Origin of the sequence: Billgrantia zhangzhouensis (genome assembly GCF_021404465.1) — a bacterium.
In the GTDB taxonomy this organism is placed as follows: domain Bacteria; phylum Pseudomonadota; class Gammaproteobacteria; order Pseudomonadales; family Halomonadaceae; genus Halomonas; species Halomonas zhangzhouensis.
In genome coordinates, this window is record NZ_JABFTT010000002.1 from 138801 (window position 1) to 157908 (window position 19108).

The 19108-nt window shown below is 65.7% G+C and carries 15 protein-coding genes and 1 pseudogene; all 16 read left to right on the forward strand.

Features of this window, described 5'->3' with window-relative positions; genetic code table 11:
- Window positions 1–17 precede the first annotated feature (17 nt).
- Window positions 18–968 (forward strand): Gfo/Idh/MocA family protein, encoded by a 951-nt coding sequence (locus HOP51_RS02525; protein WP_234272370.1) that lies wholly within the window; start codon window positions 18–20, stop codon window positions 966–968.
- Between the two features lie 8 nt (window positions 969–976).
- Window positions 977–1561: pseudogene (locus HOP51_RS02530) on the forward strand (acyltransferase); the annotation flags it as partial.
- A 15-nt stretch (window positions 1562–1576) separates the two neighbouring features.
- Window positions 1577–2710, forward strand: a complete 1134-nt coding sequence (locus HOP51_RS02535; RefSeq protein ID WP_338073033.1) for a DegT/DnrJ/EryC1/StrS family aminotransferase — start codon at window positions 1577–1579, stop codon at window positions 2708–2710.
- A 26-nt stretch (window positions 2711–2736) separates the two neighbouring features.
- Window positions 2737–4182 (forward strand): oligosaccharide flippase family protein, encoded by a 1446-nt coding sequence (locus HOP51_RS02540; RefSeq protein ID WP_234272371.1) that lies wholly within the window; start codon window positions 2737–2739, stop codon window positions 4180–4182.
- The gene (locus tag HOP51_RS02545) at window positions 4179–5825 is read left to right on the forward strand and encodes an asparagine synthase-related protein (protein ID WP_234272372.1); all 1647 of its coding nucleotides are present in this window, start codon (window positions 4179–4181) and stop codon (window positions 5823–5825) included. The genes HOP51_RS02540 and HOP51_RS02545 overlap by 4 nt, the downstream gene beginning before the upstream one ends.
- Window positions 5822–6484, forward strand: coding sequence for a GNAT family N-acetyltransferase (locus HOP51_RS02550; protein ID WP_234272373.1), 663 nt, complete (start codon window positions 5822–5824; stop codon window positions 6482–6484). Before HOP51_RS02545 ends, HOP51_RS02550 begins: the two co-directional genes overlap by 4 nt.
- A complete protein-coding gene (locus HOP51_RS02555; RefSeq protein WP_234272374.1) occupies window positions 6481–7407 on the forward strand; it encodes a GNAT family N-acetyltransferase in 927 nt (308 codons plus the stop codon). Before HOP51_RS02550 ends, HOP51_RS02555 begins: the two co-directional genes overlap by 4 nt.
- A 5-nt stretch (window positions 7408–7412) precedes the next feature.
- Window positions 7413–8864, forward strand: coding sequence for a polysaccharide deacetylase family protein (locus HOP51_RS02560; protein WP_234272375.1), 1452 nt, complete (start codon window positions 7413–7415; stop codon window positions 8862–8864).
- Between the two features lie 19 nt (window positions 8865–8883).
- Window positions 8884–10227: a hypothetical protein gene (locus HOP51_RS02565; protein ID WP_234272376.1), complete on the forward strand. Its 1344-nt coding sequence runs from the start codon at window positions 8884–8886 to the stop codon at window positions 10225–10227.
- Window positions 10187–11305: a glycosyltransferase family 4 protein gene (locus HOP51_RS02570; RefSeq protein ID WP_234272377.1), complete on the forward strand. Its 1119-nt coding sequence runs from the start codon at window positions 10187–10189 to the stop codon at window positions 11303–11305. The genes HOP51_RS02565 and HOP51_RS02570 overlap by 41 nt, the downstream gene beginning before the upstream one ends.
- 11 nt (window positions 11306–11316) lie before the next feature.
- Window positions 11317–12567 carry a glycosyltransferase family 4 protein gene (locus HOP51_RS02575; RefSeq protein ID WP_234272378.1) on the forward strand — a complete coding sequence of 417 codons (1251 nt, stop codon included), beginning with the start codon at window positions 11317–11319 and terminating at the stop codon, window positions 12565–12567.
- Complete coding sequence (locus tag HOP51_RS02580; protein ID WP_234272379.1) at window positions 12564–13163, forward strand: sugar transferase; 600 nt, start codon at window positions 12564–12566, stop codon at window positions 13161–13163. The genes HOP51_RS02575 and HOP51_RS02580 overlap by 4 nt, the downstream gene beginning before the upstream one ends.
- Window positions 13156–13878 carry an acetyltransferase gene (locus HOP51_RS02585; protein WP_234272380.1) on the forward strand — a complete coding sequence of 241 codons (723 nt, stop codon included), beginning with the start codon at window positions 13156–13158 and terminating at the stop codon, window positions 13876–13878. The genes HOP51_RS02580 and HOP51_RS02585 overlap by 8 nt, the downstream gene beginning before the upstream one ends.
- Window positions 13878–15059, forward strand: a complete 1182-nt coding sequence (locus HOP51_RS02590; RefSeq protein WP_234272381.1) for a DegT/DnrJ/EryC1/StrS family aminotransferase — start codon at window positions 13878–13880, stop codon at window positions 15057–15059. Before HOP51_RS02585 ends, HOP51_RS02590 begins: the two co-directional genes overlap by 1 nt.
- Before the next feature lie 48 nt (window positions 15060–15107).
- Window positions 15108–17075 carry a polysaccharide biosynthesis protein gene (locus tag HOP51_RS02595; protein ID WP_234272382.1) on the forward strand — a complete coding sequence of 656 codons (1968 nt, stop codon included), beginning with the start codon at window positions 15108–15110 and terminating at the stop codon, window positions 17073–17075.
- A gap of 128 nt (window positions 17076–17203) precedes the next feature.
- Complete coding sequence (gene glmS / locus HOP51_RS02600; RefSeq protein ID WP_234272383.1) at window positions 17204–19054, forward strand: glutamine--fructose-6-phosphate transaminase (isomerizing); 1851 nt, start codon at window positions 17204–17206, stop codon at window positions 19052–19054.
- The last annotated feature ends 54 nt before the right edge of the window (window positions 19055–19108 follow it).

Below are 19108 nucleotides of genomic sequence, written 5' to 3' on the forward strand. Positions count from 1 at the left end.
ACACACAGGTAAACGCCATGAAATATTTTGCACTGATCGGTGCCGCTGGCTACATCGCTCCGCGCCACATGAAGGCCATCAAGGAAACCGGCAACCACCTGGCCATGGCCTACGACATCAACGACTCGGTGGGCATCATCGATTCGATCTCGCCGGAGAGCGAGTTCTACACGGAATTCGAGCGTTTCCTCGAGAGCGCCTGGCAGCGCAAGCGCGATCCCTACACGGCACTCGACTACGTCTCGGTGTGTTCGCCCAACCACCTGCATCACGCCCACATCGCCTCCGGTCTGCGCCTGGGCTGCAACGTGATCTGCGAGAAGCCGCTGGTGCCCACGCCAGCCCTGCTCGATGAGCTCGGCAGGGTCGAACAGGAAACCGGGCGTCGCGTGTTCAATATCCTGCAGTTGCGCCACCACCCGGCCATCGTCGAACTCAAGGAGCGCGTGGCCGGTACACCGCGTGACGACAAGTACGATGTCGAGCTCACCTACATCACTTCGCGCGGCAAGTGGTACCACGAGAGTTGGAAGGGCGATCCGCGCAAGTCCTTCGGCGTGGCGACCAACATCGGCGTGCATTTCTTCGACATGCTGCACTTCGTGTTCGGCGACCTGGAACGCAACGTCGTCCACTACCTCGACGAACACCGTGCCGCGGGTTACCTCGAGTATGAGAAGGCGCGGGTGCGCTGGTTCTTGTCGATCGACAGTAACGACCTGCCGAGCAGCGTGCAGGGGCAGCAGACCACCTACCGTTCGATCCTGTGCGAGGGTCGCGAGATCGAGTTCTCGGGTGGCTTTACCGACCTGCATACCGTGTCCTATCAGGAGATCCTCGCCGGACGCGGTTTCGGTCTCGAAGATGCCCGCCACTGCATCGAGACGGTCGATACCATTCGCAATGCGGCCCTGGAAATACCCGCTCGCAACGAGGCGCATCCCTGCCTCAAGCGGCACCTGATGTGAGGCTCGCCATGGATAGCAAAGCGCTCGAAAACCGTTACCCCGGCGTCCAGATCCATTCCAGCGCCATTGTCGATTCCGGCGCCGAGATCGGCGAATCGTCCCGTGTGTGGCACTTCGTGCACGTATGCAGCGGGGCTCGCATTGGCCGCGGCGTTTCGCTGGGGCAGAACGTCTTCGTCGGCAACCGGGTGGTCATCGGCGACCACTGCAAGGTGCAGAACAACGTCTCGGTGTACGACAACGTCACCCTCGAGGCGGGTGTCTTTTGCGGCCCGAGCATGGTCTTCACCAACGTCTACAACCCGCGTTCGTTGGTCGAACGCAAGGACGAGTACCGCGACACCCTGGTGCGCGAGGGAGCGACCCTTGGCGCCAACTGCACCATCGTATGCGGGGTGACCGTTGGCCGCCATGCCTTCATCGGCGCCGGTGCGGTGATCAACCGAGACGTGCCCGACTTTGCGCTGATGCTGGGGGTGCCTGCCCGCCAGCAGGGCTGGATGAGCCGTCATGGCGAGCGTCTCGAGCTGCCACTGGAGGGCGAAGGCGAAGTGACCTGCCCGCATACCGGCGATCGCTATCGGCTCGAAGGAGGCAGGCTTCGCTGTATCCCGGCGCAGGAAGGGAGCGCCGCCGCTGACAAGGACACCCGTCGCATGGACTTCATCGATCTCAAGGCCCAGCAGGTGCGCATTCGCGACCGCATCAATGCCGGCATCCGCAACGTGCTCGATCACGGCAAGTACATCCTCGGCCCCGAGGTGGACGAACTCGAAGCGCGTCTGGCCGACTATGCCGGCGTGCGCCACTGCATCACCTGCGCCAACGGCACCGATGCGCTGCAGATCGCGCAGATGGCGCTGGGCATCGCCCCCGGTGACGAGGTGATCACGCCGGGCTTCACCTACATTGCCACCGCCGAGACCGTGGCACTGCTGGGCGCACGCCCGGTCTACGTCGACGTCGACCCGCGCACCTACCTGCTCGACCCGGAGAAGTTGGAAGCCGCGATCACACCGCGCACCCGCGCGATCATTCCGGTTTCGCTCTATGGCCAATGCGCCGACATGGACGCCATCAATGAGATTGCCGGACGTCATGGCATCCCGGTGATCGAGGACGGAGCCCAGAGCTTCGGCGCCACCTATCGCGGACGGCGCTCGTGCAGCCTGTCGAGCATCGCCACCACCTCGTTCTTTCCCAGCAAGCCGCTGGGCTGCTACGGCGACGGCGGGGCGCTGTTCACCGATGACGACGAGCTGGCCAAGGTGCTGCGCCAGATCGCCCGGCACGGCCAGGGGCGGCGCTATTACCACGTCAGGATCGGCGTCAACAGCCGCCTGGATACGCTGCAGGCCGCCATCCTGCTGCCCAAGCTCGACATCCTCGACGAGGAGCTCAAGCTGCGCGAGCAGGTGGCCGAGCGCTATGGCCGGATGCTGCGCGCCCATGGCTTCGACTCGCCTCATGTGGCGCCCTACAACACCAGCGCCTATGCCCAGTACACGGTGGAAGTCGACGACCGGGAGGTGGTGATCGCGCGTCTGGCCGAGGCCGGCATCCCGACCGCCGTGCATTATCCGATTCCGCTCAACCAGCAGCCGGCGGTGGCCGATCCGGCCGTGGACCTGCCGGTCGGCAATGCGGCCTCGCGCCGGGTGATCAGCCTGCCGATGCACCCTTATCTCAGCGCCGAGGACCAGGAGCGCATCGTTACGGCACTCGGAGAAGCGGTGGCCTGAGGCCACCTGTCAAGGAGAGACATTACGTGCTGAATCGGCTCGTCATACCGGCCAGGCGTCTGCTGCCGACCCATGCCTTCGCTCGCGGGGTGAGCGTGCTGGTGGGCGGCACGGCGGGTGCGCAGCTGCTGGCCATCGCGGCGGCACCGCTGTTGACCCGGCTCTACGCCCCGGAGGATTTCGGCCTGCTGGCAGTCTATGGCGGCCTGCTGGCCCTGTTCACCGTGGTGGCCAGCGGTCGTTACCAGCTGGCGATTCCGCTGCCCGAAACCGACCGCGAGGCTGCCGAGGTGTTGGCGCTCAGCCTGGCGGTGGTAGCGCTTACCACCCTGGCGGCGCTATTACTGGTGGTAGTGGGAGGAAGGGCGCTTACTGAGGCGCTTGGCGTACCGGCCTTGGCCCCTTGGCTGTGGCTGCTGCCCTTGGGCGTGGTCTTGGCCGGCGGTTACCAGGCGGTCAGCCACTGGGCGGTACGCACGCGTGCCTTCTCCCAGGTCGCGACGACGCGCATCAAGCAGTCCCTGGCGCTGCTGACGATCCAGCTCGCCGCCAGCCCCCTGGGCGGAGGCGGCCTGTTGCTCGGGCATGCTGCGGGTCAGGGAGCCGGTACGCTGACCCTGGCGCGCCCGGCGTTGCGTGCTGTCGCCGATCAGCGCGTCAGCCTGGCCGGTGTCTGGGCGGCGGCGCTGCGCTATCGCAAGTTCCCGCTGTTTTCCACCTGGTCGGGCCTGTTCAACACCCTTGGCAAGCAGCTTCCGCCGTTGCTCTTCGCCGCCCTGTTCAGCCCGGTGGCGGCGGGGCTCTACGCGTTGGCGCATCGCGTACTGGCGCTGCCGATGTCGTTGATCGGCGAGGCCGTCGGCAAGGTGTTCTTCGCCAGCGCCGCCGAATCCCACCGGCGCGGGGAACTGGGCGCACTGGTGGCCAAGGTGCATGCCATGCTGGCGCAGATCGCCATGCCGGTAGCCGTGGTGCTGGCGCTCATCGGTCCGGAATTGTTCGCCATGGTCTTCGGCGAGCGCTGGCGGGAGGCTGGCGAGTTCGCACGCTGGATGGCGCCATGGCTCTACCTGGTGTTCATCACTTCGCCGTTGAGCCACCTGTTCTCGGTGCTGGAGCGCCAAGGCCAAGGCCTGGCCTTCCAGACGCTGCTGCTCGGCGTGCGTGTGGTGGCGATCGCGATCGGCGCGGCCCTCGATGACCTGCTGCTGACGGTGGCGCTGTTTTCCCTGGGCAGTGCCGCCTGTTGGATCGGCTTCCTCGCCTGGATTGCCCACCTGACCGGCAACCGTTCCTCCGTCCTGGCGATGGCCACTCTTTCCGCGCTGGCCTGGAGCCTGGTGCTGCTGGTGCCGCTGATGGTCGCCGAGTGGTTGGCGCCCGCGTGGCTGCCGTTGAGCGTGGCACTGCCGCTCAGCGGCGTGCTGGTGGGATTGCGTTATCTCCTCCTGTTTCGAAAGGCCTATTCATGAGTTCGATACATTGTCACTTTTCCTCCCCGCGCTGGCAGGAGGGCACGCTGTCGGGCGATGACGGCTACGTATGCGGCAGTGCCTGGCTGAATGGGCATCGCCTTTCCGCCAGTGGTGCCCTCAAGCAATTGGAACTGGCCGAAGGCATCGAGGCATGGCGCAAGCGCATGGGCGATCTCAATGGGTTCTACGCCCTGGTGCGGCGCAGAGGCAACGACATGGTGGCGGTCGTGGATCGCGTACGCTCGATCCCACTGTACTACGGCGTGCATGCCGGAGACGTGTACCTGAGCGATGATGCCGACTGGGTGCGCCGACAAGTCGACGAAACACAGATTCACGATGAGGCGCGGGCCGATTTCGAGCTGTCCGGGTACGTCACCGGCCAGGACACGCTGTTTCACCGGGTCAAGCAACTGCGTGCTGGCGAAGCTCTGATCGTCAGCGATTCCGACCTGGGGCTGACGCTTTTCGTGGAGCGCTATTTTCGCTTTCAGTACGTCCGCTGCCAGGACGATGGCATCTCTGACCGTGACGACGGCCGGCGCCTGATCCGGCTCGAAGAGGTGGTCGAGGAGGCCTGTCAGCAGATGGTCAGGATGGCCAACGGGCGACAGGTCGTGGTGCCCCTCAGCGGTGGCTACGATTCGCGCCTGATCGCCACGCTGCTGGCACGCTGCGGTTATCCCCGAGTGCTGACTTATGCCTACGGCCATCGCGACAACCAGGAGGCGAAGGTGAGTCGCGAGGTGGCCCAGAGCCTAGGGCTGCCGTGGACCTTCGTCGAGTACAGCCAGGAGGCGTGGAGCCAGGTCGCTGACAGTGAGGAGTACTGGCGTTACCAGCAGTGGGCTTCGGGCTGGAGCGGCATCGTCAACATGCAGGACTGGCTGGCGGTCAAGCTGTTGACGGAGCAGGGCAAGGTCGAGCCGGGCTCGCTGTTCGTGCCGGGCCACTGCTGCGTGACCGGCTTCCTACCCTCGAGCGTGTTCGAGGCCAAGCGGGCGGGGCGCCTGGTGGAGGCGGGCGAGCTGACCGAGGCGCTGCGCCAGCGGCACTTCACCTTGAACGAGAGCGCCGAAGGCGAGGCGCTCTTCCGCGAACGGGTGTTGCCGCGCCTGACGCAGGACTACCGGTTGGACGAAACCCTGGACCCAGATGAGTTCATTCGCCAGTTCGTGCTGTTCGGCTGGCAGGAGCGCCAGGCCAAGTTCATCGTCAACTCGGTGCGCTGCTTTGAATTCTTCGGCCATGACTGGTGGATGCCGCTCTATGACCGCGACTTCATGGCGTTCTGGCAATCGGTGCCGCTCCATTGGCTGGAGTGCCGCTCCGGCTATGTCACCTTCGTCGAGAACCTGTTTGCCGAGGTCAGCGGCCATAGCGCGCCGCTAGGCAACGCCGCACAGCAGTCGCGCCGGAGCCTGCGCGCACGCCTGACTCGCCTGGCCGCTTTCCGTCGCGGCCCGGGGGCACACCTCAAGCGCTTGGCGAAGCGGCTGCTGCCAGGCCTGGCCCAGGGCAACACCCTGGCCTCCACGGGGCGCTTTCCTCCCGAAGCCCTCGAACGCCTGCGCTCCCAGGGCTATTCGCACAACGGAGTCGCGGCACAGCTCTTCCTCGAGAGGTTCAGTCGATCATGAACGTCAACGCACCGAAGCGATACCTCCGGCTCGCTTTCGAAGCGGCCGGGTTGATTGCCCGTAACCTGCGGCGAATCCGCGGGTTTTCCGCCGTGCCGCTGCGCTGCCACGAGGGCTACCGGCTCTGTGCCATGGAGCGCAGCCACTTGCCGGGGGCGCTGGCGCTGTATGCCGGCCTGCACGATGGCCAGCCGCTGGATCTGCCGCGACGCTGGCTGTACCGCCTGGCAGGCGATCGTCTCGGCGTGGTTGCCCTGGATATCGAAGGCCGTGTGGTAGGGGCGGCGTTCTATGGCTTCAGCCGTCGCGACCTGCGCGAAGGCCGGGTTCATTCCAACTTCAGCGGAGTGTATCCGGCGCATCGGGGCAGGGGGCTGGCAACCGAGTTGCGGCGCACCGGCATCCTGCATTTTCGCGCCAACGGCGTGCGCGGCTACTCCGCGCGCATCTCGGCCGACAACGTCGCTTCGCTCAAGCCGAGCCTGCGGCTCGGTTTCCGCATCGCCGAGCGCTACCACGACCCGGACAGCGGCGAGCAGCGCTATTACCTGGTTTGCGACTTCGACGACGACTACCACGATGGGGCAGCCCAGGAGCCTGGGTCGGACCCCGAACCGCAGTCCCCCACACCGGAGACGGAAAGGAAAGCCGTACCATGAACAACGATCCCTTGTTCCATGCCGGATGGATCCGCTTCAACGAGCAGCGCTGGGGGCTCATGGCCGAACCGCTGAACCTCGAGCCTGACAAGGGCGATGGCTGGCGGCTCGAGACCGTGCTCTATCGCAACCGGCACGGTCGCCTGGTGACGCCGCCACGCAATCCTCACCTGCCCATCGACTTCCAGTGCACCAGCGAGCGGCCTGCATCGCGCAACCGGCGCAAGCGCCTGGCGCTTACCCGGCTGGCCGAATATCTGCAGCAGTGCGAGTTCGGCGGCAGTCTCAGCCTTTCCTCGGTGGCGGACGACGTGCGGCCCTTCGAATGGGCCAACATGGCGGCGCGCCCGCGCTACACCTATCACCTCGACATCGCCACACGTGAAGCGGCCATCGACCCCAATGCGCGCAAGAAAGCTCGCAAGTGTCGCCGACTGGGCTATCGCTGCGAGATCACCGAGGACTATGCCGCCGTGGCTGACTGCCTGGCAGGGCCGGAGGCCCGCAAGGGGTTCGACTACCGCCTCGACGCGGGGGAACTCGCGCGCCTGGCCGAGTTGATGGGGCCCGAGCACTTCGTCTGCTTCCTGGCGCGCAACGGCGAAGGGGAAGCGATGGGAACCCGTGTCTGTCTGTTCGTGCCGGGCGGCCATGCCCTGGCCTGGTCGGCGGGCATGAAGACCGAAGCCATGAAAGATGGTGTCAACAATCTAGTAGCCGAGGAGGCGCTGGATTTCTTCGACCGTCAGGGATGCACCGTCTTCGATTTCATTGGTGCCAACATCGCGCCGGTGGCGGAGATGAAGGAGGCATGGGGCGGACGGCTGGTATGCCACTACGCCATCAGTCAGCGCGGTATCCGTCAGTTGGCTCGCGAGGCATACGTCACGGCCCGTACATTGATGAAGAGGGAATCCAAGTGAATGACATGACTGCACTGCATGATCGGAATTCCCAGGTCCGGCTGAACGCCGCACCGAAGACACCTCAAATGTCGGGTAGCCAACCCAGTGTCTCGGCAGCGGTCGCGACGACGGGCGAACCGGTACTCGCCTGGCTGGAGCAGATCCTGCTGGAGCGCTTCGGACTGCCGCTGCGCCTGGAGCGCGACGGCCCCGAACGGCTCTATCTGCGGCATGCCGAAGCTCCGGGGTACCTACTGTTCGACCGCCTGCAGCCGGGCTTCTACCTGGCCGGCGTGGATCTGCCACACACCCAGTGGGACGCGGCGGTCGAAGGCTTCAGCGCACCGCTAGACATGCCGCTGCCGGCGCCGGGTGCTGCCAGCCTGCCCCGGCCGCTGGTGGAGCCGACGTCGGATGGGCTGGCGATCCACTATGACATCCTGGGCCTGACTTACTGGATGCTGTCGCGCCAGGAAGAGGTCGAGGCCCAGGTGCTCGACCGCCACAGTCGTTTCCCCGCCAGCGCCTCCCATGCCGGTCGCCACGGCTATCTGGAGCGGCCGGTAGTCGATGAGTGGCTGGCGGTACTTGGCCAGGTGATTCGCCGCCAGTGGCCCCAGGTGAATCTGCGCCAGCACGCTTTCGCCCTGCGTCCGAGTCATGATGTCGATCGCCCCAGTCGCTACGGTTTTGCCCGCGACGTCAAGCTGGCTCGGGTCATGCTGGGTGACACCTTGCGCCATGGCCGCCCGCAAGCGCTACTGGTCGGCCCCTGGATTCGCCTGTGCACCCGTCGCCGGCTGCATCCGCTCGATCCGCTCAATACCTTCGATTGGTTGATGAGCGTATCGGAGCGTCATGGCTTGACTAGTGAGTTCTACTTCATCTGCGGGCGAACCGATCCGCGCAAGGACGCCGACTACGAGCCGGAGCATCCGGCCATACGCGACCTCATGCGGCGTATCCATGCGCGAGGCCACGAGATCGGCCTGCACCCCAGCTATCATACCTTCCGCAATCCCAAGGAGCTGGCCAACGAGGCCGGTCGCCTGCGCCGGGTGTGCGCCGAGGAGGGAATCGAGCAGGTCCAGTGGGGTGGGCGCATGCACTACCTGCGCTGGCAGATGCCATTGACCCTGCAGGGGTACGTACAGGCCGGTCTCGATTACGACACCACGCTGGGCTATGCCGAAGCCCCCGGCTTCCGTTGCGGTACCTGCTTTGAGTATCCGGCATTCGACCCGGTCAAGGGAGAGCCGCTGGCGCTGCGCATCCGGCCTTTGATCGCCATGGAGGCTTCGGTGATTTCGTCGCTCTACCTGGGGCTTGGCACGGGTGAGGAAGCCTTCGAGTGCTTCATTCGGCTCAAGGAGCGCTGCCGTGCCATGGGCGGAACCTTCAGCCTGCTGTGGCACAACTCCGAATTGACCACTTCGGCCCAGCGCGACCTCTACGAACGCGTACTGGCCGATTGAGCGATCCAGGGGTATCGGCATGATCCTGTCCGGCGATGCTCTGACGGCGCGCGCTTCCGCTATCGGCTTCTTCGTGCTCTTTCCGGGCTTCATCCTTTATCACACGCTGGTGGCGATGGGGATGATTCCGGCACTGCTGGGCGGCCTGTTCGGCGTGGTATCGGTGATGATGTTCGTCGTCTACTGCGCGCTGCTGCCGTCTCAGCTCTACTCGTTACTCAGTACGACGCGCGGTTATGCGTTGTTGACGTTCGCGCTGTTTGCCTATGTCCTGCTGTGGGCCGTGGCCAACTACGTCCTGCTCGGCAGTGGCGTCATGCGCGCGGCACTGATCCAGACCATCGAGACGCTGGTGCTGTGGCTGGTGCTGTTCGTGATGGGGTATCGCGTACCGCTCGCATCGCCGCGGCTGGCCCGCGCTTTCTGGATTGCCTTCGTGCTGATCGCCGCCTATCTGCTGTTCCACGTCGCGACCACCGGCCAGTGGATGTTCTTTGCCCGGCGGATGATCGAGGCCGAGGGAGGCGAGAACGTTTCCACTTATCAGGGGTATGCCCGCAGTGCTCTGGTGCTGCTGGTGTTCCTGATCGCGGTCAGCGAGCGCGCGGTGGTGCGCGCCGCGCTGATCGTGCTCGGTGCCTTCGTCATGTTCGTGCTGGGAGCGCGTTCGGAGCTGTATGCCTTCCTCGCGCTCTCGACGTTGCTGCTGACGCTGTGGGCGGGCATGAGCGTCAAGTACATGCTTACGCTGCTGGCCGTGGTCGCGGCCCTGATCGCGCTGGTGGTCAGCCAGTTCGAAGCGCTGGCCGGCAGCCGCCAACTGCAGATCCTCGACCTGTCGGGAACCAGTTCGTGGCTGGCGCGCCAGAATCTCGGCCAGCGTGCCGTCGAGCAGATCCTGGATAGCCCGCTGCTGGGACGCTTCGGCGGTCACATCAGTTCGGCGGAAGCGACCGGCGGCTATGCCCACAGCATGCTCTCCGCCTGGGTCAATTACGGGCTGCTGGGCTTCGTGCTCTACCTGGGGTTGACCGTCAGCGCTTTCTTCGGCGCCGCCTACCGCATGTTCGTCGTCGGCGATCGTGCCGCCGGGTGGGTGTTCGCTTTTTCCATCAACTTCGTCTGCCTGCTGTTGATCGTGCTGGCCAAGCCGGTGTTCTGGCCGCTGCCGGCATTGGGCTGGGGCGCCTATGCCAATGCCCTGGCCGCGGCACGCTGGGCACCGGGCAGCGATACCGCACGGCGGGGCGGCGTGACCGGCGCCCACCATGACGAATCGGAGCAGCATGACGCTGCCAGGGACTCACAAGGACGCAACGATAATGAAAGTGGCACACCTGACCTCCGCCCATCCGCGCTATGACACTCGCATCTTCCACAAGCAGTGCCGTTCGCTGGCTGCCGACGGTCACTCGGTGACGCTGGTCGTCGCCGATGGCGAGGGCGATGAGACGCGGGATGGCGTGGAACTCGTCGATGTCGGACGCCTGCCTGGGCGGGTCAATCGCATCGTGAAGACCACGCGCCGCGTCTTCGATCGGGCCAGGGAGCTCGAGGCCGATCTCTATCATCTCCACGACCCCGAGCTGATGCCCGTGGGGCGGCGGCTCAAGCGTTTGGGCAAGTGCGTGGTGTACGACGCTCACGAAGACCTGCCACGCCAGATGCTGGCCAAGCACTATCTCGGCAAGATGACGCGTCATGCGCTTTCACGTGGGGTCGAGGCGTACCAACGCCGGGTCTGCCGCCACTTCGATGCCGTGGTGGCGGCCACCCCCTACATTCGCGATCGCTTCGGCGAGTTTCATCCGCGGGTCGTGGACGTCAACAACTTCCCCATGCTGGGCGAGCTCGACGGCGCGCCCGATGCGCGCCTGACCGCCGGCGTCGGGGAGTCGCCGATGGTGTGCTACGTGGGCGGCATCGCCGAGGTGCGCGGCATACGCGAGATCGTGCGCGCCATGGAGCGGGTCGAGCAGGATTGCTGGCTGCAGCTTGCCGGCGACTTCAAGACGCTGGCCCTGGAGCAGGAGGTCATGACCTATGCCGGCTGGTCCCGGGTCGAGACGCATGGCTATCTCGACCGTGACGGCGTACGCCGAGTGATGGCCAGTTCGATTGCCGGGCTGGTCACGCTGCACCCGATCATCAACTACCTCGATGCCTTGCCGGTGAAGATGTTCGAGTACATGAGCGCCGGGCTGCCGGTGATCGCCTCCGACTTCCCGCTGTGGCGCGAGATCGTCGAGGGCAGCGATTGCGGGATCTGTGTCGATCCCCTCGATCCCGAGGCGATCGCCGAGGCCATCGACTTCATCGTGACTCGGCCCGAGCGTGCCCGCGAGATGGGCAGGAACGGCCAGCGGGCCGTGGCCGAGCGTTACAACTGGCAGCAGGAGGAACGCAAGCTGCTGGACCTTTATCGCGCCCTTTCCCGCTGACCGAGGATGGCATGAGACACGTCTGGATCCTGAACCACTATGCCAAGCACCCCGACGCGGCCGGCGGCGCCCGTCACTACCAGCTCGCCAAGCATCTGCCGGCGCATGGCTGGCATGCCACCCTGATCGCCTCGAGCGTCGATCACCCCAGCGGCGAGCAGCGCCTGGAGCGAGGCGAGCCGTGGCGACTGGAGGAGTGCGGTGAAGTGCGTTTCCTGTGGCTGCGTACCTCGAGCTATCGCGGCAACGGCGGGGGACGCATGAAGAACATGCTGGAATACGCCTGGCAGGCGGTGCGTCCGTCGCGCCTGGCCGGGCTGGAGCGGCCCGACCTGATCGTCGGCTCGAGCGTGCATCCCTTTGCCGCGCTGGTCGGTTGGTGGCTGGCGCGCCGACACCGCGTGCCGTTCGTGTTCGAGGTGCGCGACCTGTGGCCACAGACCCTGATCGACATGGGGCGCCTGCGGGAGGGTGCGGCAATGACTCGTGCGCTGCGCTGGCTCGAGACCTTCCTGTATCGCCGTGCGCGGCGTGTGCTGACCCTGTTGCCGCGGGCGGTGGACTATATCGCGCCGCTGGGCGTGCCGGAGGAGCGGGTGGTGTGGCTGTCCAACGGGGTCGATCTCGCCGAGTTTCCCGATGCCAGCCCGCCGGCACCGCGGCCCCCCGAGATGCCGCTGTCGCTGATGTACTTCGGCAGCCACGGCGAGGCCAACGACCTCGGCGATCTGCTGGAGGCCATGGCGATCGTCAAGCAGGGCAGGCGCGAAGGCGAGGTGCCGGTACAGCTTCGCCTGATCGGAGATGGACCGGCCAAGCAGGAGTTGATGCGCCAGGCCAACCGGCTCGGACTCGACGGGCGTTGGGTGCGCTTCGAGCCGCCGGTATCCAAGCGCGAGATACCGGCGCTGGCGCGCGAGGCCGATGCCTTCGTCATTACCGTACGCGACCTGCCCAAGCTCTACCGCTTCGGCATCAGCATGAACAAGCTGTTCGACTACATGGCCGCCGCGCGTCCCGTGATCATCGCATCGGCGGCGGTCAACGACCCCGTTGCCGAAGCCGGGGCCGGCATCACGGTTCCCCCCGAAGACCCCCAGGCCCTAGCCGAGGCCATCGAGCGATTGCTGGCACTGCCACCCCAGGAGCGCGCGCGCATGGGGCAGGCGGGGCGGACCCATATGGAAGCCGTCTACGACTACCGGATCCTGGCCGAGCGTCTGGCCGGGATCATGAACGACATCATGGATGAGAAACAATGAAGCGACTGTTCGATATCGTCCTGTCCCTGGTGGCCTTGGTGCTGCTCTCCCCGGTGCTGCTCGTGGTGGCTCTGTTGGTACGGCTGAGGCTCGGCTCGCCGGTGCTGTTCCGCCAGCCCCGTCCGGGGCTGCACGGGCGTCCGTTCGAGATGGTCAAGTTTCGCACCATGCGCGATGCCGTCGACCGCGACGGCAATCCGCTGCCCGACGCAGCGCGCCTCACGCCGCTGGGACGGCGACTGCGCGCGGCCAGCCTCGATGAGCTGCCGGAGCTGTGGAACGTGCTCAGGGGCGACATGAGCCTGGTCGGGCCGCGTCCGTTGCTGGTGGAGTACTTGCCGCTCTACACGCCGCGCCAGGCGCGGCGCCACGAAGTGCGCCCGGGCGTGACCGGCTGGGCGCAGGTCAACGGACGCAACGCGCTCTCCTGGGAGCAGAAGTTCGAGCTCGACGTGTGGTACGTCGACAACCGCTCGCTGTGGCTCGACCTGCGTATCCTGCTGCTGACCGTGAAAAGGGTCCTGACCCGCGAAGGCATTGCCCACGACGGCGATGTCGCCATGCCGCGGTTCCGTGGAGGTCATCGTCATGAGTAAGCGTCGTCGTCTCGCCATTCTCGGCGCCAGTGGCCACGGCAAGGTGGTGGCGGATATCGCCATCCATGCCGGCTGGCAGGACCTGGTCTTCTATGACGATGCCTGGCCGCAGAAGCCCCGGCTCGAACACTGGCAGGTGCAGGGCACCCTACCCATGCTGCTGCGCGATCTACCCAGCTTCGATGGCGTGGTGGTGGCGATTGGTCACAACGGCATACGCGAAGCCAAGCTCGAGGCCCTGCTGGCGCAGGGGGCCAGGGTCGTGTCGCTGATCCATCCGCGTGCCACGGTGAGCCCCCTGGCGCGTCTCGGGCCGGGCAGCGTGGTCATGGCCGGGGCGGTGATCAACGCCTTCGCCGAGCTTGGCATGGGCGCCATCGTCAACTCCGCCGCTACGGTGGATCACGATTGTCGGCTGGGTGTCTGCGTGCACGTGGCGCCAGGTGCCAACGTGGCCGGTGATGTGGAAATCGGACGTACCAGTTGGATCGGTGCTGGCGCCGTGGTGCGCCAGGGCGTGGCCATCGGCGAGGGTGTGATGGTGGGTGTCGGTGCGGCCGTGGTGTCCGACATCGACGGTTATCTGGTGGTGGGCGGCGTACCGGCCCGGCCGCTGCCCTCATCGGCGAAGGATGATGACGGCGACGACACCACGCCTCCCGACACTTCGAATGTACTTCGCTTCGACCTGCTTTCACCGCAAGGGAGATCGTAATGCTCAATGGTTCCTTTTCCCCCTGGCCTGCCTATACCCGTGAAGAAGCCGATGCGGTGACCCGTGTCCTGCTCTCCAACCGGGTCAACTACTGGACTGGCGACGAAGGCCGGGAATTCGAGCGCGAGTTCCGTCGCTTCGCCAACAGCGAATACGCCATTGCCGTGGCCAACGGCACCGTTGCCCTCGACCTTGCCCTGCACGGGCTCGGTGTCGGCGAGGACACCAGCGATGAGGTGATCGTTACCTCGCGCACCTTCCTGGCCTCTGTCTCCAGCATCGTCATGGCAGGCGCCCGGCCGGTGTTTGCCGACGTCGACCGTGACTCGCAGAACGTCACTGCGGCGAGCGTGGCCGAGAAGATCACACCGCGTACCCGGGCGATCGTTGCCGTGCATCTGGCCGGCTGGCCGTGTGAGATGGATGCGCTCATGGAACTGGCCGAACGCCACGGTTTGTATGTGATCGAGGACTGCGCCCAGGCCCACGGGGCCCGCTATCGCGGACGTAGCGTGGGAAGTATCGGGCACGTGGGGTGCTGGTCGTTCTGTCAGGACAAGATCATGACCACTGGCGGCGAGGGCGGCATGGTGACTACCAGCGATGGCGAGCTGTGGCGGCGCATGTGGGCCTTCAAGGATCACGGCAAGAGCTGGGAGGCAGTCTACGAGCGCGATCACCCGCCTGGTTTCCGCTGGTTGCACGAAAGCTTCGGCACCAACTGGCGGCTTACCGAGATGCAGGCCGCCATCGGACGTATCCAACTGGCTCGCATGCCGCAGTGGAAGGCCGCACGTCAGCGGCATGCCGCGCGCATCTGGCAGGCTGCGGCCGGTTCACCGGGGCTGCGCGTTCCCCGGGTGCCGCTCCACTGCGATCACGCGGCCTACAAGTGCTACGTCTTCGTCGAGCCCGAGCGGCTGGCGCCGGGTTGGGATCGTGACCGCATCATGGACGAGATCAACGCCGCCGGAGTGCCTTGTCTCTCGGGTTCGTGCTCGGAGGTGTATCGCGAGAAGGCGTTCGACGGTACCGGCTGGCGTCCTGAGGCGCCGCTACCCGTGGCCCGCGAACTGGGCGAGACCAGCTTGATGTTCCTGTGTCACCCGACGCTGACCGAGGACGAGGTCGCGCGGACCTGTGTGGTGATCGAAGAGGTCATGGCGCGGGCCTGCGCCTGACGCCCCGGAACCCGGCGGGCGTGGGCGCCCGCGTCATGGAGAGACGATATGCGAAACCTGCTGCAATCCCTATTCCGCCTGCCGCGGCGGCAGAAGCGCACCATCCAGTTGACGGTGGACTGCGTGCTGATCGCGGTGAGCTTCCTGCTGGCCATGCTGCTGCGCCTGGAGAGCTGGGCGCCATTGGCAGAGGCTCGTACCTGGATGGCGCTGCTGGTGATGATTCCGTTGAGCCTGGCGATCTACGTCCGGCTCGGTTTCTACCGGGCGGTGATCCGTTACCTGGGGCCGAAGGCGATTCGCGCGGTGGTGATCGGCGTGGTGGTATCGGCGCTGTCGCTGCCGCTGGCCAGTTACCTGTTTGCCTTGGGCATCCCGCGCAGCGTGCCTTTCATCTACGCGATGCTGGCGCTGCTCACCATTGGCGGGGTGCGCTTCGGGCTGCGAGCCATTTACCTGCGCAGCCAGATTCGCCACAAGCCGCGCGTGGTGATCTACGGCGCCGGTTCGGCCGGTCGCCAGTTGGCGGTCTCGCTCAGTCACGGTCAGGAATACCTGCCGATCGCCTTCGTTGACGACGCGGTGAGCTTGCAGAACACCTATATCGAGGGACTCAAGGTCTATCCGCCGCGCCAGCTCGGCTACCTGGCCGACACCTACGGCGCCGAGCGGGTGTTGCTGGCCATGCCCAGCGCCAGCCGGGCGCGGCGGCGCGAGATCCTGGCCGAACTCGAGCCCCAGGGCTTCCCGGTACAGACGATTCCCGGGGTGGTCGACATGGTGACCGGCCGGGCCCGGATCAGCGAGGTGCGCGACGTGGCGGTGGAGGATCTGCTGGGGCGCGATCCGGTGCCGCCCAATCCGACTCTGATGGAGGCCAACATCCGCGGCAAGGTGGTGTTGGTGAGCGGGGCAGGCGGCTCCATCGGCTCCGAGTTGTGTCGCCAGATCCTGCGTCACGGTCCGAAGCGACTGCTGCTGCTCGATATCTCCGAGTTCGCGCTCTATCGCATCGAACAGGACCTGTGCCGTATCGCCGCCGATGAAGGGCTCGAGGTGCGTGTCGAGGCGCTGCTGGGATCGGTGCAGCACCGGCAGCGGCTGACTACCGTGATGAAGGCCTACGAGGTGCAGACCGTCTACCATGCGGCAGCCTACAAGCATGTGCCGATGGTGGAGCACAACGTGGTCGAGGGCGTGCAGAACAACGTTTTCGGCACCCTGTCGTCGGCCCGTGCGGCGATGGATGCCGGCGTCGAAACCTTCGTACTGGTGTCCACCGACAAGGCGGTGCGTCCGACCAACGTGATGGGCACCACCAAGCGACTGGCCGAACTCATCTGCCAAGCCTTCGCCAAGCACCAGGACACCACCCGTTTCTGCATGGTGCGCTTCGGTAACGTGCTGGGCTCCAGCGGCTCGGTGGTACCGCTGTTCCGCGAGCAGATCCAGGCAGGCGGGCCGATCACCGTGACCCATCCGGACATCACCCGTTTCTTCATGACCATTCCCGAAGCGGCCCAGTTGGTCATTCAGGCCGGCGCCATGGCTCGCGGGGGAGACGTCTTCGTCCTCGATATGGGCGAGCCGGTACGCATCGCCGACCTGGCGCGCCAGATGGTTCGGCTGTCGGGACTCCGGGTGCGCGACGAGCGCAGCCCGGATGGCGACATCGTCATTGCCTACAGCGGACTGCGGCCCGGCGAGAAACTGTTTGAAGAGCTGCTGGTGGGCGAGGACGTCGCGCCGACGTCGCATCCGCGCATCATGACCGCCCAGGAAGTGTTCTGGGAGTGGCCGCGGCTCGAGAACTTCCTCGATCGTTTGTTCGAGGCGTGCCGCAACTTCCATCACGACGGCATTCGTCGGTTGTTGCTGGAGGCGCCGACTGCGTATCGGCCGGAGGGTGACATCGTCGACCTGGTATGGCTGGAGAAGCGTCGCTGCGAGGCGCTCACACCGGTGTCGAACACGGTGGTGACGCCGCTGCGCCCGATGCTGGAGCGCCATAAGTAGGAGTGGTATCGCAGGCGTCGATCAGGAAGGTCGACGGCCAACTCTCATCGCAGCCGGTACATCGACCACGAATCGCCCAAAGCGTGCCCTTCGGCCACGGCCGTGGCACCGTTCATGGAGAACAGAACATGTGTGGCATCGTAGCTGCCGTGGGTTCGGACAACGTCCTGCCCACTCTGATGGAAGGTCTCAAGCGCCTCGAGTATCGAGGCTACGATTCAGCGGGTGTCGCCCTGGTAGAGGCTCCCGGCAAGTTGGGCCGCGCTCGTGAGGTGGGCAAGGTGGCGGCTCTGGAGCGCCTGCTCTCGGCGGCACCGTTGACGGGCCTGACCGGTGTAGCGCATACGCGCTGGGCGACCCATGGCGAGCCCAGCCAGGACAACGCTCACCCTCACGTCTCGGGACGAATCGCCGTGGTGCACAATGGCATCATCGAGAATCACCAGGCGCTCAAGGCCGAGCTCATTGCCGATGGCTACGTCTTCACTTCGGCCACCGATACCGAGGTGATAGCGCACCTGGTCGAACGCGAACTCAAGGTTCGTGGCGAACTACTGGCTGCGGTCGAGGCTGCGGTGGCTCGCCTTGAGGGGGCCTATGCCCTGGGCGTGATCGATGCCGACAGACCCGACCGGGTCGTCGGTGCCCGTCATGGCAGCCCGCTGGTGGTCGGTATCTCGGACCAGGGCTGCTACCTGGGGTCCGATCCTTTGGCGCTGCTGACGGTGACGGACCGCTTCGTCTACCTGGAAGACGGGGACCTGGTGGAGGCGACTCGCAAGGGCTGCGTCGTACATGGGGTCGACGCCGCGGGCACCCGCCATCCCGTGGTGCGTGAGGTGCTGCGCTACGAGCACGACGACCAGGCCGTCGGCAAGGGTGAGTTCGAGCATTATATGCTCAAGGAAATCCACGAGCAGCCGGTCGCCGTGGCCAACGCCCTGGAAGGACGGCTGGGCAGCGATCAGGTGCTGATCGAGGCGTTTGGCCCCCAGGCCCGTCAGTTGCTCGGCAGGACCCGCCAGATCCATCTGGTGGCCTGTGGCACCAGCTACCATGCCGGCATGGTGGCGCGTTACTGGATCGAGGCGCTGGCGGGGGTGCCGTGCCAGGTGGAGATCGCCTCGGAGTACCGCTATCGCGACGTGGCGGCGCCTCCCGGGACGCTGTTGCTGACCCTGTCGCAGTCGGGCGAGACGGCCGATACCCTGGCCGCGTTGCGTCATGCGCGCAAGCGCCAGGGGGAGAATTATGTCGGGGCGCTGGCGATCTGCAACGTGCCGGGCAGCTCGCTGGTGCGTGAATCCGACCTCAGCCTGATGACGCATGCCGGACCCGAGATCGGTGTTGCCTCGACCAAGGCCTTCACCACCCAGCTCACTGCCTTGATGCTGGTGACCCTGGCCCTGCGACAGCTGCGCGGGGGCGATCAGGACCTGACCGCGAGACTGGTACATCGCCTGCGCTACCTGCCGACCTTGCTGGGCGATACGCTGCAGCTCGACGATGAGATCGCCGCTCTGGCCAAGCGCTGCGCCGACTACCGTCACACCTTGTTCCTGGGGCGCGGTGCACAGATGCCTATCGCCCTTGAGGGAGCGCTCAAGCTCAAGGAGATTTCCTACATCCATGCCGAAGCCTATCCCGCTGGTGAACTGAAGCATGGTCCGCTGGCGTTGATCGATGGCAGCATGCCGGTCGTGGCCCTCGCCCCCATGGACGAACTGATCGACAAACTCAAGTCCAACCTGCAGGAAGTCCGGGCGCGGGGAGGCCAACTGCTGGTCTTTGCCGATCCCGAGAGCGGCCTGGAGCAAGAGGAGGGCATGACAGTCATCAAGGTGCCCGGTTGCTGCCGCTTTCTGGCACCGATCGTCTATACCCTGCCGCTACAGTTGCTGGCCTATCACGTGGCGGTGGCTCGGGGTACCGATGTCGATCAGCCGCGTAATCTGGCCAAGTCGGTCACCGTGGAATGACGCGAGCCGGCTTGCTGGATATTGGCTCCATCCCGCATCGATTCCACTATGCTG

Excerpts from the sequence above, each read along its gene's own strand:
- HOP51_RS02550 (WP_234272373.1), top strand. The coding sequence starts at position 5,822 with ATGAACGTCAACGCACCGAAGCGATACCTCCGGCTCGCTTTCGAAGCG.
- HOP51_RS02580 (WP_234272379.1), top strand. The coding sequence starts at position 12,564 with ATGAAGCGACTGTTCGATATCGTCCTGTCCCTGGTGGCCTTGGTGCTG.
- glmS (WP_234272383.1), top strand. The coding sequence starts at position 17,204 with ATGTGTGGCATCGTAGCTGCCGTGGGTTCGGACAACGTCCTGCCCACT.
- HOP51_RS02525 (WP_234272370.1), top strand. The coding sequence starts at position 18 with ATGAAATATTTTGCACTGATCGGTGCCGCTGGCTACATCGCTCCGCGC.
- HOP51_RS02570 (WP_234272377.1), top strand. The coding sequence starts at position 10,187 with ATGAAAGTGGCACACCTGACCTCCGCCCATCCGCGCTATGACACTCGC.
- HOP51_RS02590 (WP_234272381.1), top strand. The coding sequence starts at position 13,878 with ATGCTCAATGGTTCCTTTTCCCCCTGGCCTGCCTATACCCGTGAAGAA.
- HOP51_RS02595 (WP_234272382.1), top strand. The coding sequence starts at position 15,108 with ATGCGAAACCTGCTGCAATCCCTATTCCGCCTGCCGCGGCGGCAGAAG.
- HOP51_RS02545 (WP_234272372.1), top strand. The coding sequence starts at position 4,179 with ATGAGTTCGATACATTGTCACTTTTCCTCCCCGCGCTGGCAGGAGGGC.
- HOP51_RS02575 (WP_234272378.1), top strand. The coding sequence starts at position 11,317 with ATGAGACACGTCTGGATCCTGAACCACTATGCCAAGCACCCCGACGCG.
- HOP51_RS02555 (WP_234272374.1), top strand. The coding sequence starts at position 6,481 with ATGAACAACGATCCCTTGTTCCATGCCGGATGGATCCGCTTCAACGAG.
- HOP51_RS02560 (WP_234272375.1), top strand. The coding sequence starts at position 7,413 with ATGACTGCACTGCATGATCGGAATTCCCAGGTCCGGCTGAACGCCGCA.
- HOP51_RS02585 (WP_234272380.1), top strand. The coding sequence starts at position 13,156 with ATGAGTAAGCGTCGTCGTCTCGCCATTCTCGGCGCCAGTGGCCACGGC.
- HOP51_RS02565 (WP_234272376.1), top strand. The coding sequence starts at position 8,884 with ATGATCCTGTCCGGCGATGCTCTGACGGCGCGCGCTTCCGCTATCGGC.